Source organism: Micromonospora alfalfae, from assembly GCF_022230925.1.
GTDB classification, from domain to species: Bacteria; Actinomycetota; Actinomycetes; order Mycobacteriales; family Micromonosporaceae; genus Micromonospora; species Micromonospora alfalfae.
In genome coordinates, this window is sequence record NZ_JAKKFH010000026.1 from 57,464 (window position 1) to 71,614 (window position 14,151).

Annotated in this window: 12 protein-coding genes; 4 read left to right on the top strand and 8 right to left on the bottom strand. The window is 72.2% G+C overall.

What is annotated here, in order from left to right; all coding sequences use genetic code 11:
* The first annotated feature begins 46 nt into the window (after positions 1-46).
* The gene (locus MED01_RS22160; RefSeq protein WP_238670479.1) at positions 47-1,642 is read left to right on the top strand and encodes a PP2C family protein-serine/threonine phosphatase; all 1,596 of its coding nucleotides are present in this window, start codon (positions 47-49) and stop codon (positions 1,640-1,642) included.
* A gap of 28 nt (positions 1,643-1,670) precedes the next feature.
* On the opposite strand, the gene MED01_RS22165 is transcribed toward MED01_RS22160, so the two are convergent.
* The gene (locus MED01_RS22165) at positions 1,671-2,291 is read right to left on the bottom strand and encodes a MarR family winged helix-turn-helix transcriptional regulator (RefSeq protein WP_238670480.1); all 621 of its coding nucleotides are present in this window, start codon (positions 2,289-2,291) and stop codon (positions 1,671-1,673) included.
* Positions 2,292-2,388: 97 nt separating this feature from the next.
* On the opposite strand from MED01_RS22165, the gene MED01_RS22170 reads away from it, so the two are divergent.
* Positions 2,389-3,519: a PP2C family protein-serine/threonine phosphatase gene (locus MED01_RS22170; protein ID WP_238670481.1), complete on the top strand. Its 1,131-nt coding sequence runs from the start codon at positions 2,389-2,391 to the stop codon at positions 3,517-3,519.
* A 7-nt stretch (positions 3,520-3,526) separates the two neighbouring features.
* Here the strand turns inward: MED01_RS22170 and MED01_RS22175 are convergent, their stop codons facing one another.
* The 7 genes from MED01_RS22175 to MED01_RS22205 form a co-directional block, all read right to left on the bottom strand.
* Positions 3,527-5,008: a sugar transferase gene (locus MED01_RS22175; protein WP_372493698.1), complete on the bottom strand. Its 1,482-nt coding sequence runs from the start codon at positions 5,006-5,008 to the stop codon at positions 3,527-3,529.
* A 216-nt stretch (positions 5,009-5,224) separates the two neighbouring features.
* Positions 5,225-6,982, bottom strand: a complete 1,758-nt coding sequence (locus MED01_RS22180; RefSeq protein ID WP_238670482.1) for a substrate-binding domain-containing protein — start codon at positions 6,980-6,982, stop codon at positions 5,225-5,227.
* A 157-nt stretch (positions 6,983-7,139) separates the two neighbouring features.
* Entirely contained in the window at positions 7,140-8,198 is a 1,059-nt protein-coding gene (locus MED01_RS22185; protein WP_274526071.1) for a lactonase family protein, read from the bottom strand.
* Positions 8,199-8,264: 66 nt separating this feature from the next.
* Entirely contained in the window at positions 8,265-8,867 is a 603-nt protein-coding gene (locus MED01_RS22190; protein WP_091405745.1) for a GTP-binding protein, read from the bottom strand.
* Positions 8,848-9,237, bottom strand: coding sequence for a DUF742 domain-containing protein (locus MED01_RS22195; RefSeq protein WP_238670485.1), 390 nt, complete (start codon positions 9,235-9,237; stop codon positions 8,848-8,850). The genes MED01_RS22190 and MED01_RS22195 overlap by 20 nt, the downstream gene beginning before the upstream one ends.
* The gene (locus MED01_RS22200; protein WP_112584065.1) at positions 9,227-9,649 is read right to left on the bottom strand and encodes a roadblock/LC7 domain-containing protein; all 423 of its coding nucleotides are present in this window, start codon (positions 9,647-9,649) and stop codon (positions 9,227-9,229) included. Before MED01_RS22200 ends, MED01_RS22195 begins: the two co-directional genes overlap by 11 nt.
* Entirely contained in the window at positions 9,649-12,027 is a 2,379-nt protein-coding gene (locus MED01_RS22205; protein ID WP_238670488.1) for a nitrate- and nitrite sensing domain-containing protein, read from the bottom strand. The genes MED01_RS22200 and MED01_RS22205 overlap by 1 nt, the downstream gene beginning before the upstream one ends.
* 287 nt (positions 12,028-12,314) lie before the next feature.
* Between MED01_RS22205 and MED01_RS22210 the strand changes: the two genes are divergently transcribed.
* Positions 12,315-12,908, top strand: coding sequence for a hypothetical protein (locus MED01_RS22210; protein WP_238670584.1), 594 nt, complete (start codon positions 12,315-12,317; stop codon positions 12,906-12,908).
* A gap of 11 nt (positions 12,909-12,919) precedes the next feature.
* Positions 12,920-14,017, top strand: a complete 1,098-nt coding sequence (locus MED01_RS22215) for a hypothetical protein (protein WP_238670489.1) — start codon at positions 12,920-12,922, stop codon at positions 14,015-14,017.
* Positions 14,018-14,151 lie beyond the last annotated feature (134 nt).

Sequence of the window (14,151 nt, forward strand, 5' to 3'; positions counted from 1 at the left end):
GAAGCAGCATGCGCACACGTCGTCAGACGCGAGCCGGCGTCCGGCGGTGACCACGACCCAGCAACCCGGCGGCGCGTCGTTGCCGGCCGACGAACTGCTGGCCCGGGAGCTGCTCGACGGGCTCGCTGAGGCCGTGCTGACAACGGACGGCACCGGACGGGTCACACTGGTCAACGCCATGGCGGCCGAGCTGATCCCGGAGATCGACGCCGGCACCGAGCTGGCCGGTTGCTCGGTGACAGCCCTGGCCCGGGCGGTCGCCAGCGGCGCTGACCGCTTCGAGGCCGACCATCACGGCCGGCGACTGCGCGGCGTCCGACGGCAACTCGCCGGCTCCCGGTGGGCCTGGTATGTCCGCGACGTCACCGAGGAGCACGCCCGCGCCGCCGCCCTGCTCGCCGAACGCTCCCGCACCGCGTTCCTCGCCCAGGCCGGCAGTCGGCTGGCGCTGGCCCTGCACCGGGACCAGGTCCTCCTGGCCACCACCACGCTCGCCGTTCCCTACCTGGCCGACGTCGCCGTGGCACTGCCCCGGCCGACAGCGCCGACCGAACCGCACCCCCGATGGATCCGGTACGCCGACGGCGAACCCGCCCCGGTCACCGGGCGGGCCAGCCCCGCGCCCGTACTGGTTGAAGCGCTGGCCGGCGACCGGGCCGAGCCGGGCCCCTGGCCGGAGGCAGCGCTCACCGACCTGGCCGACCTGCTGCCGCCCGAGTTCGGCCCCCCGGGCACGGTGCTGGCCAGCCCGCTGCTCAGCGCCAGCGGGTCGGCCGGTGCGCTGCTGCTCATCCGTCGGCCCGGGCGGCCCGGCTTCGACCCACGCGACGTGGAGCTGGCCCGGGAGTTCGCCGCCCGCGCGGGTGCCGCACTGGCCACCGCCGACCTGCACGGTGAGCAGGCACACCTGGCCCGGGTGCTGCAAACCAGTCTGCTCCCGCCCGAGCTGCCCGTCGTGCCAGGAGTGAGCATGGCCGGCGGCTACCGGGCAGCGGGCGACACCCTACGCATCGGCGGCGACTTCTACGAGGTGTTCCCGCACCCGCGCGGCGCCCTGTTCGCGCTCGGTGACGTCTGTGGCAAGGGCGTGGGCGCGGCGGTGCTGACCGGCCGGGTCCGCCAGTCGTTGCAGACGCTGCGGTTCGTCGAGCAACGCCCGCTGGAGCTGATCCACCTGCTCAACCAGGCGCTGTTCGACGCGCCGGACGCGGCACGGCGCAACCAGTTCACAACGGTGCTGCTCGGTTCGGTGGACCGAGGGCCGGCCGGGCTGGACGTTCGGATCGCCGGCGGGGGGCACCCGGCACCACTGCTGGTCACCGCCGACGGCACTGTCACCCCGGTCCCGGTCGGTGGCATGCCGGTGGGGGCGCTGACAGCCGCACGGTTCGCCGAGACCCGGGTGCACCTCGACCCGGGCGATCTGCTGCTCGCGTACACCGACGGGGTGATCGAGGCGCGCGGCTCGCGCGACGCGGCGATGTTCGGCGAGGCCCGGCTGCGGGCCGCGCTCGCGTCGGCGGCCGGGCGACCACCGGCGGCGCTGATCGACCGGGTGCTCCGCGCTGTCGACGACTGGCTGGGCGGGCAGGCCCACGACGACGTCGCCGTGCTGGCCCTGGGCGCGTCCGCGCCGGCATGACCGACGGGCGGCGGCTCGGCCGACTTGATCAGGCGGTACGCGCCACCGGCGGCTCGCCGGCCGGCCATTCCCGGGCGGCGCCTACCGATCGTTCCGGACCGCCCGACGAACCCGTCCACCCCGCTCGGGTCTGCCGGTCCGATTCGACAGACCAGTCTCCCGACCGCCCACCGGGCCGGTCGTCCGGCCAGTCCCCCTGGCCCGTCGGCTCACCCGGCGTCGGCGCGTTCTGCGCCTGCTGGCGACGGGCGGCTTCGTCGAATTCCCGCATCCCGGTCAGCAGCGCGTCGCGGCCCTCCCTGCTCATCCCGGCCAACACGGCGGCGAGTTGCGCCTGGCGGTCGGCCCGCAGCTCGGCGATGAGCCGGCGGGCCTCCGGGGTGAGATGGAGCGAGATCTCCCGCCGGTCGAAGCGGCCCGGCTCACGCTCCAGCATGCCGGCGGCGACAAGCCGGTCGCAGAGACGGCTGGCGGAGCTGAGCAGCATGTCGAGTCGGCTGGCGAGCCGACGCAGGTTGATCCCGTCGAACTGCTCCACCACCATCACCGCCCGTAACTGGGCACCGGACACTCGGCTGGCGGTCCCCTCCCGGGCGGATTCCCAGATGCCCAGCAGGGCAGCAGCCGCCACGTCCAGCGCGGCAGCCATACTCGTCTCAGGGTCCGTCGGACGGTTCAGTTCGGCCATGGTGGCCCGAGAGTACTCCGAACCCACTGGTAGTCGAGCTTTCAGCGAGGGAGTGACGATGAGCGAACCGGTCAATCGGGCACGACGTGCCCTGAACGAGACACCAGCGGACCGGCTCGTCGGTGGCATCGGGGACGTGCTCGCCCAGTCGTACGGGATCACCGACGTCGAGCTCTATCAGGTCGACTACCGACTCGCGGAGCTCCTGCCACTCACCGACGGTGACTCGATCACGAGCCCCGGGCACCCGGCCTGGCGTGCCTTCGACCACCAGTCGCCGATACTGATCGACGGCACCGCCTGGTTCCCGGTCACCATGCGTGGCGAGCGTCGAGGTGTGCTGTGCCTCTCGCCCGTTCCGGACGACCGGGAGGTCGTCGCCGACCTGGCCGACATCGCCACCGCGCTCGCCCACGAGGTGGCGGCGGTCTCCGCCGGCACCGACGTCTATCGGGCGGCCCGACGCACCCAACGCCTCACCCTGGCCGCCGAGATGCAGTGGGACCTGCTCCCCGGCCGCAGCCGGATCCGCCCCTCGTTCAGCCTGGCCGGGCAGTTGGAGCCGGCGTACGCGGTGCGCGGCGACAGCTTCGACTGGTCCGACGACGGGGAACGGCTCTGGCTGTCCACCATCAACGGCACCGGTGAGGGCGTGGCCGCCTCCCTGCTCACCTCGCTGGCCACCCACGCGCTGCGCAACGCGCGTCGGGCCGGGCTGAGCCTGGCCGACCAGGCCGCCCTCGCCGATCAGGCCATCTACGACCTGTACCGGGGCGAACAGCACCTCTCCGCGTTGCTGATGGAGCTGGACCTGCGCTCCGGGATGATGACAGTGGTGGACGCCGGTTCGCCCCGGCTGGTCCTGCTCCGCGACGGCGACGTCGCCGAGCAACCGCTGGAGGCGCAGTTCCCGCTGGGCATGTTCGAGGCGACCGACTACCACGAGCAGAAGTTCCCGCTGGAGCACGGCGACCGGGTCTTCGTGGTCAGCGACGGGGTGGTGGAGGCCACCGGTCAGCACGTGCGCTACGGCGAGACGGCACTGGATCGGTTCCTGCGGCGGACCGGGCCGATGGCACCCCTGGACGCCGTCCGGTCGCTGATCGGTGATCTGCGCGCGTTCGTGGCCGGTGACCTGGTCGACGACGCGGTGGTCGTCTGCCTGGACTGGACCGGCCCGCAGGCGTGAGCGGTGGTCAGTAGGCGCCGCGGCCGTTGAGCACCGCGCCGAAGGTCTTCCAGAGGATGGTGAGGTCGGCGGCGAGGGACCAGTTCTCCACGTAGTAGAGGTCGAGCCGGATGCCGTCCTCCCAGCTCAGGTCGGAGCGGCCACTGACCTGCCACAGGCCGGTCATGCCGGGCTTGACCAGCAGCCGCCGGGCCACGTCGCCGTCGTAGCGGGCCACCTCCGAGGGCAGCGGCGGGCGGGGCCCGACCAGGCTCATCTGCCCCAGCAGCACGTTGACCAGCTGCGGCAGCTCGTCCAGTGACCATTTGCGCAGCAGCCGGCCGACGCGGGTGACCCGGGGGTCGTGGCGCATCTTGAACATCAGGCCGTCGGTCTCGTTGCGCGCTGTCAGCTCGGCCAACAGCGCGTCCGCGTTCACCACCATGGTGCGGAACTTGAACACGCCGAACTCCTGCCCGCCCCGGCCGACCCGGACCTGTCGGAACAGCACCGGGCCCCGGCTGTCCAGTTTGATGGCCAGCGCGATGAACGCGATCAGCGGCAACAGCACCGCCAGCGCCAGCGACGAGACGGACCGGTCGACGAGACCCTTCACCAGCTTGCGGACGCCGCGGAACTCGGGCGCTTCGACGTGGATCAGCGGCAGGCCGGCGACCGGGCGGGTGTGGATGCGCGGGCCGGCGACGTCGGTCAGCGCGGGTGCCACCACCAGATCGATGCCGGTCCCCTCCAACTGCCAGCCGAGGCGGCGCAGGCGGGTCGCGGTCAGCTCACCGGAGGCGGTCACCGCGACAGTGTCCGCGCCGATCGCTGTGGCAGCCTCCGGGATGCCCCGGAACGACCCCACCACCGGCACGTCACCCAGCCGCTGCGCCACCGGCGCGAGCAGCGCGTCCGGGATGCAGGCGCCCACCACCTGGTAGCCGGCGTACGGCTCACGGCGCAGCGTGTGGACCAACTCCAACACGTGGGCGGTGTCACCGACCACCAGCACCTTGCGCGACCAGCCGGCGCCCAGCGAGCGGGCCCGGTGCAGCCGCTTGCGGGCGGCGAACCGCGCCACCTCCAGCCCGACGGTGCCCACCGCGAAGGAGATGCCCAGGAAGCCCCGGGAGACGCCGACGTCGGCGATGTAGCCGATGATGGCGATCGCCCCGGCCAGCCGCAGGCTGGCGGAGCTGACCCGCCGGTACTCGTCCGCCCCGTAGCCGATCACCCGGTCGTCGTAGCAACCGAGCGCCTTGAGCGAGATCAGCCAGGCCAGCACCAACCCGGGGGCGACCAGCACGTACGGGATCTCCGAGCCGGTCGGCTCGTCGTCACCGAATCGGGCGACGTACCCGATCAGCAGCGCGATGATGAGGATGGTGGTGTCCAGCACCACCAGAACGCGGACGTAGGACCGTTCGTCGGCGCGCGCCACAAACCCGGCGCGTCGACCGTCCGGCTCCGCCGACGTGGCGGGGGTCAACAGTGTCGCCACGCTCACCGGCCCTCCCACTCTGTACAGGATGGCCCCGGCCGACGGCTCGGACCGGAGGCGGACCGACAATGCCGGAACAGTCGACATCCTGCCTTGACAACTATGACTGCCGATTGCTTCCGACGTATTGCCGTCACTTTTCTTCAACAACCTCGTGACCGAAAAGGGGCCTGCCACACCGAATCGACGGTACGGCAGGCCCCTTGACGTCTGAGCGTCGGATCAGCGCGGCGCTGGCGGACGCCGTGCGATGGCGCTGAGGAAGATGCTGCCGATCTCGCTCGGGTCCTTCGTGACGAAGACGTCGCCACCGGTCACCTTGGTGATCGACTCCAGCTCCGCCTTGCTGACGCCCTCGCCGATACCGATCATGATGACCTGGACCGGCCGCTCCGGGTCGGCGATCTGCTTGAGCTTGCCGAGCAGTTGCTGCTGGTTGAGGCCGTTGTCGTCCTCGTTCTTGCCGTCGGTGAACAGCACTATCGAGTTGACCCGGCCGGGCTGCCAGTTCTCCTGCACCGCCTGGTACGCCGCCAGCATGGTGTCGTAGAGGCCGGTGTCGCCGCTGGACGGCTTCACGGTGGCGAGCGCGCCCTCCAACTGGGCCCGCTGGCCGGAGAGCGGCCCGATCGGGACCAGCTCCCGGTAGTCCCGGTTGCCGACGAGCTTGGTGGAGAAGGTCCACAGGCCGATCGACCAGGAGTCGTCGAAGAGACCGAGGCCGCGACGAGCCGCGTCGACGGTGACCTCCTCCCGGCTGCGGTTGTTGGCGCTGGGCACCGGGTCCTTCATCGAGCCGGAGACATCGATGACGGCGAGCATCCGACCGGACTGCGTGGCGATCGACCAACTGGAGACGACCCGCTGGATGGCGGCCGGGTCGAGGCCACCCGCCGCGGTGCCGCCGTTCGCCGGTGCGGTCGGCGCGCCGCCGGACGGGCTCGGAGCGCCCTGCGGCGCCTTGAAACCCTCACCCCAGTTGCCGTCCGGCGCGCGCAGCGACTGCGCGGCGAGCCGGTTACGGAAGGTCGGGCTGGTGAGCAGCTCGAACAGCACCTTGGCCGCCGACGCCTTGCTCGGCTCGATGCCGGGCAGCACCGCGTACGGGTAGTCCAGCGGCATCGGCGCCGGCTCCATGTAGAGCGCGGCGAGCGGCACCGGCGGCTTCTTGCTGTTGTACGCGATCACGTCCTCTTCGGACAGGGCCGCCGCGCCGAGACCGCTGGCGATGGACGTCGAATCGTTGGCGGTGGGGAAGCGGGCCAGCAGGTCGTTGCGGAGCGAGGACCGCCCGGTGGCCAGTGCGCGGAGCGCGCCGACCGTGTTGCGCTGGGCGTCGCCGCCGGCACCGTTCGCGGCGGCGGTCAGCGAGAGCAGACCGGACAGACCCGCCGCGTCGCGGGTCGGCTCGACGATCCCGGTCCGCAGCGGCGCGCTGGTGTTGTTTACCTGCTTGAGCAGGTCGGTCCAGTTGAACTTCTTGTCCGGCCAGCCCAGCCGGGTGGCGATCGGCTCGGGCATCGCGACGACGATCGGGCTGCGCGCGATGGACTGACCGTTGGTCGGAGCGAACGCCGTCGCGTCCTTCTTCAACCGCAGCAGCCAGGTCGAGGAGTCGGGCACCCAGACGTCCGGGCTGACGGCGGTGCCACTGGCCTGCCCCACACCGGCCAGCACAGCACCGTGCTTGGCCGCCACCACGGCCGCCACGTCGACCGGGTCGGACGCGGACACGTCGACGCGGATGCAGGTCGGGCCCACCGCCGCGCCATCCTTGACCCACTGGGACGCGGCGGCGTCCACCGCTGGCGCGAGTTCGGAGGCGACCGCCACGGCGAGTCGGATCTCGCCCGAGCAGCTGGGCTGAATCAACTCCTGGTAGCCGAACCACGCGCCCGTCGTCACGACGAGCACCCCCGCCGTTGCGGCGGCGGCGGCTAGGTGGAGTTTCGAACGCATGCGATGGCGGCCTGCTGACACGGTGACCATCTTGCGTACTAGGTGCCGTCTCTGCCACATCCGTTCGGACTAAAGTTACGGAGGAGAAACAGTTGACCACTTTTTTGCAACACAGAGTGACGGGGCAGCCTCGCGGCGTTGCCAAATAAGTATCGCCCTCACGTCTCTAAGTCATCGTTCAGGGCAGTACGCACGTCGGGCTCGGCACCGGCACCGGCTCGCCGACCGCCTCCAGGACACCGGTGTCGACGTCGCGACGGAACACCCGCACCATGTCCGCCCGCTCGTCGGCGACGTAGAGGTGCTCCCCGATGAGGGCGAAGTGCCGGGGCCACTCCCCGCCGGTGTCCACTTCGGCCACCAGCTCGGGCAGCTCTCCGGCCAGGGTGAAGACCGCCACGGTTCCCACCCCACGGTTGGCGACGTAGAGGAACCGGCCGTCCGGGGCGACAGTGACCTCCGACGGCTGGACGTGACCGGCGCGCTCGCTCGCCTCGACCCGCCCACGCTGGTGCAACGCGCCGTCGTCGGTCAGCTCGTAGGCGGTGACCGAGGCGTCCAGCTCACCGACGAGGTAGCAGCGCCGTCCGTCGGGGTGCCGGGCCAGGTGCCGGGGGCCGGTGCCGGGCTTCGTACGCATCCGGGGCGCACGCGGCACCAGTCGTCCGGTCGCCTCGTCCAGGTCGTACCGGTAGACCGAGTCGGTGCCGAGATCCACACCGAAGATCGGCCCGTGGCCCGCCCCGGGCGAGACCATGTGGGCGTGGGCGTGGTCCTGGCGCTCCGGGTCGGGGCCGTGCCCCTCGTGCACCACCAGGTCGGTGCGCTCGCCCGGCACGCCCTGCCTGTCGAGCGGGAAGACCGCGATGCTGCCGCTGCCGTAGTTGGCCGCCAGCAGGTGACTCCCGCCGGGCAGCACCGCCAGGTGGCAGGGCTCGGCCCCGCCGGTCGACCGACTGCCGACTGGGTCCAGCGCGCCGTCCGCCCCGACCTGCCAGGCGCTGATCTCGCCGTCTGTCAGCTCGTTGACCGCGTAGAGCACCGGCTGGGTGGGGTGCCGCGCCAGGAAGGAGGGGGACGGGGTGACCGCCACAGTGCCGAGCGGGGTCAGCGCCCCGGTCCTCGGGTCGCGACGAGCGGCGACGATGCCGCTGCCCCGCCCGCCGCTCTGCGCTGTGTAACCCCCGATGTGGACGACCTCACCATTACCACTCACGCCCAACTCCTCCGCCGGCATCCTTCGTCGATCCAACCAGAGGCTGCCCGCGTTGCCCGTCCGTTAACCGGCTTTCCGGCCCGGATCTCAGGCCGCCGGCACCGGCTCACCCCGCTGTCGGGCGACGTGCTCCACCAGAGAGATCAACACCATCTTTCCGGACTGCCGGTCCCGGGCGTCGCAGAGCACCATCGGCACGTCCGGGTCCAGGTCGAGCGCTCGGCGTACGGTCTCCAGGTTGAACCGGCGGGAGTCGTCGAAACAGTTCACGCCCACCACGAACGGGATTCCCCGCTGCTCGAAGTAGTCGATGGAGGGGAAGCAGTCGGCCAACCGCCGGGTGTCGGCGAGCACCACCGCGCCGAGCGCGCCGAAGGCCAGCTCGTCCCAGAGGAACCAGAACCGGTCCTGGCCCGGCGTGCCGAACAGGTAGACCTGAAGGTCGTCGTTGATGGTGATCCGGCCGAAGTCCATTGCCACGGTGGTGGTGGACTTGCCCTCCACGCCGGAGATGTCGTCGGTGCCGATCCCGGCACCGGTGAGCACCTCCTCGGTCTGCAACGGACGTACCTCGCTCAGGGCGCTCACCAATGTCGTCTTGCCAGCCCCGAAGCCTCCCGCGATGAGGATCTTCAGGGCCAGCGGGATGGTGGTGCTGGTGCCCACCTGGTCATAGCGCACGGAGTCCACTGACCACCGCCTTGAGGATGTCGTCGTCGGGAAGGATGCCGGCGGGCGGCGGCTCGTGCACAGCGACCAGGCCCTCGGCGAGGAGATCACCGAGCAGTACCCGGACCACGCCGACCGCGAGGTCCAGCTCGGCTGCGAGTTCGGCCACTGACACCGGCCGGTGGGCCAACGTGACCAGCCGTCGATGCTCCGGCGGCAGATGCGACTGGCTCGTCGCGTCGACGTCCGAACCAGCCAGCACGAACGCGACAAGGTTGAAATCGTCGACGGCGGCGCGTACCCGGCCTCCGGTGAGCGTGTACGGGCGCATCACCGGGCCGGCTTCACCGTCCAGCCACTCGTGCTGCGGCCCGGGCGGCTCAGTCCGCATCTCCGGCACCCGCTGCCGATCGGGCCGGCGCGGCAAGGCTCTCCCCCACCCGGATCACCAGCATCGCCATCTCGTACGCGACCAGTCCGATGTCCGCGTCGGCGTCGCTCACCACCGCCAGGCAGGCACCCTGCCCGGCTGCGGTGACGAAGAGGTACGCCGCCTCCATCTCCACCACTGTCTGCCGGACCGGGCCGCCGTCCACGTGCCGGCTGGCGCCTCGGGCGAGGCTGGAGAAGCCGGCGGCGAGCGCACAGAGGTGCTCGGCGTCGGAGCGCTCCAACTCGGCCGAGCAGCCGAGCAGCAGGCCGTCGGCGGAGAGCACCACCGCCTCGCGGGCGGCCGGTACCCGTTGCACCAGTTCGTCGAGCAACCAGTCCAGGCCGGCGCTCTGCTTCGTCGAATGCCGCACTAGGCGTCCCTCTCAGTCACGGTCGGGGGTTCGGGGGTCGTCGGCGGGTCGGTGGGGGCGGCCGGGCCGGTTGGCGCCGCCGGGCCGGTTGGCGCCGCCGGGGTGATGGCGGTGGCGCGTCCGCGCGCCGTGCCGGCCTGGAGCGCCGCCATCACCTGACGGACCTCCTCGGGCGAGCGGGGCGACGGCGTGTCGGTGACTGTCGACCGGGGCTGGGCCGCCGCCGGGGTACGACGTCGCACCCGGCGGGGCAGACCATCCAGCTCGTCGTCCGGCTCGTCGGGGGTCGCCGACCCCTCGTCGCGCCCGTTGGCAGGCGCGATGGCCGAGGTCGGCGCTCCGCCGGGTGGGGCGGGCGGGGCTGTGCTGGCGGACGGGGCCGTCGGCGGGCGGGTACGGGGGCGGGTCACGGTGCCCCGGCGCGCCGTCCGGGCCAGCCGCCGGCTCGGGTCGGCAGACGCGGTACCGAGCGTGGCGGGGTCGGGGCCGGCCGGCGGCTCGGTGGTGACCAGGTCACCGGGGATCAGCACCACGGCGGTCACACCACCCTCCCCGGATGGGCGCAACCCCACCCGTACGCCGTGCCGGGCCGCCAGCCGGGCCACCACGAACAGGCCGAGTCGGGCGCTCTGCGCCGGGTCGAACTCGGGCGAGCTGGCCAGTCGGGTGTTTGCGGTCTCCAGTGCCGCGTCGGACATGCCCAGCCCCTGATCGGTGATCTCCAGGGCGTACCCGTTGGCCACCTGCGCCCCGGTGACTGTGACCCGGGTGTCCGGCGGGGAGAAGGCGGTGGCGTTCTCGACCAGCTCGGCGAGCAGGTGGATGATGTCGCCGACCGACCGCCCCAGCACGCCGGCCGGCTGCACGGCCTTGACGTCCACCCGCTCGTACGCCTCGACCTCGGAGATCGCGCCGCGGATCAGGTCGACCATCGCCACCGGGTTCCGCCAACCCCGGCCGGGCGCGGAGCCGGCGAGGATGACCAGATCCTCGGCGTGCCGGCGCAGCCGGGTGGCCAGGTGGTCGACCTGGAACAGCTCGGCAAGCTCGTCCGGGTCCTCGCTACGCCGCTCCATCCGGTCCAGCAGGTGCAGCTGGCGGTGCACCAGGCTCTGGCTGCGGCGGGCGATGTTGAGGAAGACCTCGTTGAGCCCGCGACGCAGGGTGACCTCGTCCACCGCGGCCTGGACGGCGGTGCGCTGCACCTCGGTGAAGGCCCGCCCGACCTCGCCGATCTCGTCGTGGCCGTACTCCAGCGGCGGTGCCTCCCGGGCGACGTCGACCTGCTCGCCACGGCGCAGCCGGGCCACCACGTCGGGCAGCCGGTGCTCGGCCAGCTCCAGCGCGGCGGTGCGGACGCCGCTGAGCCGCCGGACCAGGGTGCGGCCGACCCGCAGCGCCACCAGCACCGAGACCACCACCGCGACGAGCCCGAGCACGCCGGCGGCGGCCAGCCGCACCAGGATCCGGACCGCCATCGGCACCGAACGGTCGGTCAGCGCGTCGGCCTCGGACAGTTCGAAGTCCCGCAACTGCTGCTGCACCGCGTCCTGGCTGGCCTGCCAGGCCGCCGCGTCGACCGTCGGCCGACCGGACCGGTTGGGTACGACAAGCGCGTCCTGCATGCTGCGCAGCCTGGTGAACGCCTCGCTCTCGGTCAGCCGTTGGTACGCGACCCGGCTGCTCTCGGGCAGGTCGGCCACGGCGCTCTCGGTGAGCCACCGTTGGTTGCCGATGGCCTGTACGAGCTGGGTGTGCTCCCCCTCGGCGAACCGTCCGGCGGTCAGCGCGCCGGCCAGCAGCGCGTCGCTCTGGCCGAGCAGCTCCCGGGAACGACCCAGCGCGGTGAGCGCCAGGGCCTGCCGGTTGATGTCCGGGTCGGTCAGGGTCGCCATGCCGGCGAACGCCTGGAAGGCCGCGGCGACCATGCCGCTGTACAGGCCAATCGCGCCGGCCCGGTCCACCTTGCGCTCGTCGATGAACTTCCGCCCGTCGGGTAGCGCCGCCAGGGCGTTGACCAACTGGTCGACCCGCGTTTCCAGCAGGTCGTCAGCGGCGTCGCGCAGCGGTTCCCCGTCCACCCGGCGGCGCAGCTCGGCGACCGCCCGATCGGTGCGTCCGCGCTGCTCGGCGAGGGCGGGCAGCTCGGTACTGCCGGCGAGCTGCACCACCGAGAGTCGGCGCTCCCGTTGCAGCTCGGTGACCACTGTCTCGCCGGGGCGACCCAGGTCGTACAGCAGGGTGCGGGCGGAGAGCAGGTTCAGGGCGGGGCCGAAGGTCAACGTGGTCGCGAAGATCCACAGCGCCAGGAGCGCGGTCACCGGCGCTACGACCAACGCGGTCAGCTTCGAGCGGATCGGCCAGTCGCGGGTTTTCATCAGACCTCGCCCGTACAGGGTGGCAGGAGGGGTGCCGGCACCGCCGGGCACCGCGCCTGCCGGTTGCGCGCCCGGCCGCGTCGCCGGGCACCGGCGCGGGCGCCTTGGGCAGGATACGTAATCGGAGGCTGTTTCACTACCGCCCGTGTCGTCACCGCCCAAGCGCCTCTTCTGGGATGAATCAGGTTTGGGCCGGTGAGTAGTTGCGCCCCTCGTCAGGAAAGTGTCTCGGATCGGGATTGGCGATCACTGCGTGGAGGGAATAGCAGATGACGAAGGAGGAGCCCATGTCGCCCACGCAGATAGTCGTCATCGTGCTCGTCGTGCTGGTGATCGTCGCGGTGCTGGCCGTGGCCGCCCGCTCGCTCAACAACCGCCGGGCCCTGCGCAACCGGTTCGGACCGGAGTACGACCGGGTGGTGGCGGAACAGGACAGCCGGTCCGCCGCGGAGCGCGAACTGCGCGACCGGGAACGCCGGCATGCCGAGCTCACGCTCACCCCACTCACCCCGGAGTCCCGGGCCCGGTACGCCGCCGCCTGGGAGGAACTCCAGGTCCGCTTCATCGACTCCCCCGGCGAGACAGTGGGTGACGCTGACGAACTGGTCACGCGGCTCATCGAGGAGCAGGGCTACCCGACCGGTGACTTCTCCGACCAGATCGCCCACCTCTCCGTCGAGCACGCCCGCACCCTGACCAACTACCGGGACGCGCACGAGATCCATCTGCGCAACTCCCGTGGCGAGGCCAACACCGAGGAGCTGCGGCAGGCGGTCGTGCACTACCGCGCACTCTTCGCCGACCTGCTGGGCGAGGAGCCGGTCGGCCACCACACGCCCGAACAGCGCCACCACCCGGACCACGACGCCACGAGCCGCTGAGGAGGCCACCGATGCGCCAGGAAGAGCAGCAGGTGAGCAACGACCACCCGGAGGCAGTCCGGTCCGCGCCCGTGCCGGTACCCCCGGCCGGCGACCGGGCCGGCCGCTCCGACGTCCCGGAGGACGCCCTCGACGACCGGGGCACCTTCGACGACCAGGCCGCCGACCACGAGCGGGCCGACGACACCGACCGGGCCGACGACACCGACCGGGCCGACGACACCGAGCGGTCCGACGACACCGACCGGGATGCCGCGTACGACAGGGCCGACGACGAGCTGACCGACGACTCCGACCCGCGCCACCGGCGCGACGACCGGTCCACCGACGAGGGCGGTTTCCACGAGCCGGGGCCGCTGCCGACGACGTTCGGCGCGACCACTGTGGCCGACGCGGTGGCCGCCTCCGCGCTGGCCAGCCCGCGTCCGCAGGATCAGCCGGACCCCCGGGCCGAGCGGACCGCCCAGCCGGGCGATGGCGCCGAGGATGGTGAGCGGGAGGGTCTGCGCGCCGACCCGACAGCGGAGCTGCACCGTCGCGACGCGTACGTCGACGACAGTGCGGACGTCGACGACCGCACCGACCTCGACGACAGCACCGACGCTGACACGTCCGCGCGGACCGTCATCCCCCCGGGGAGCACTGACGGCGACCCCGAGCGGCGCGTCGATCTGACCGGTGACCGGGACGCCGCCGCGGCGGGCGCGGCCGGCTACGGCAGCGCGACCCCGGAGATGGTCGACCCGGACGCGGACGGCGAACCGGTCCCCGGCGACGACACCAGCCCCACGCTGGAGTCGGCCGGAACGTCCCGACCCGCCGGGTCGACAGTCGCGGCCGAGCCGGCCACGCTCCTCGACGCGGACACCGCGCAGGGCTTCCGGGACCGCTGGCGAGACGTGCAGCTGCGTTTCGTCGACGACCCGCAGGCGGCTGCCGGCGAGGCGCAGTCGCTGGTGCAGGAGGCCATTCAGGCCCTCTCCTCGGCGCTGGCCGCCCAGAAGAACACGCTGGGCGGGTGGCAGGACGCCGGCTCCGCCGACACCGAGCAACTGCGGATGGCGGTCCGCAACTACCGGGACTTCCTGGACCGCGTACTCGGTCGCTGAGTCCACCCGAGCAACACTGGCGCCCCGGCCGAAACGGCCGGGGCGCCAGCTTGCGTACCGGTCGTCGCCGAGCCCACCAGACCGCCCGAACGATCCGAACACGGCAGTCCCGACACCTTCGGGAGTGAAATCGC

Excerpts from the sequence above, each read along its gene's own strand:
- MED01_RS22165 (WP_238670480.1), bottom strand. The coding sequence starts at position 2,291 with ATGGCTGCCGCGCTGGACGTGGCGGCTGCTGCCCTGCTGGGCATCTGG.
- MED01_RS22170 (WP_238670481.1), top strand. The coding sequence starts at position 2,389 with ATGAGCGAACCGGTCAATCGGGCACGACGTGCCCTGAACGAGACACCA.
- MED01_RS22185 (WP_274526071.1), bottom strand. The coding sequence starts at position 8,198 with ATGCCGGCGGAGGAGTTGGGCGTGAGTGGTAATGGTGAGGTCGTCCAC.
- MED01_RS22195 (WP_238670485.1), bottom strand. The coding sequence starts at position 9,237 with ATGCGGACTGAGCCGCCCGGGCCGCAGCACGAGTGGCTGGACGGTGAA.
- MED01_RS22205 (WP_238670488.1), bottom strand. The coding sequence starts at position 12,027 with ATGAAAACCCGCGACTGGCCGATCCGCTCGAAGCTGACCGCGTTGGTC.
- MED01_RS22210 (WP_238670584.1), top strand. The coding sequence starts at position 12,315 with ATGTCGCCCACGCAGATAGTCGTCATCGTGCTCGTCGTGCTGGTGATC.
- MED01_RS22215 (WP_238670489.1), top strand. The coding sequence starts at position 12,920 with ATGCGCCAGGAAGAGCAGCAGGTGAGCAACGACCACCCGGAGGCAGTC.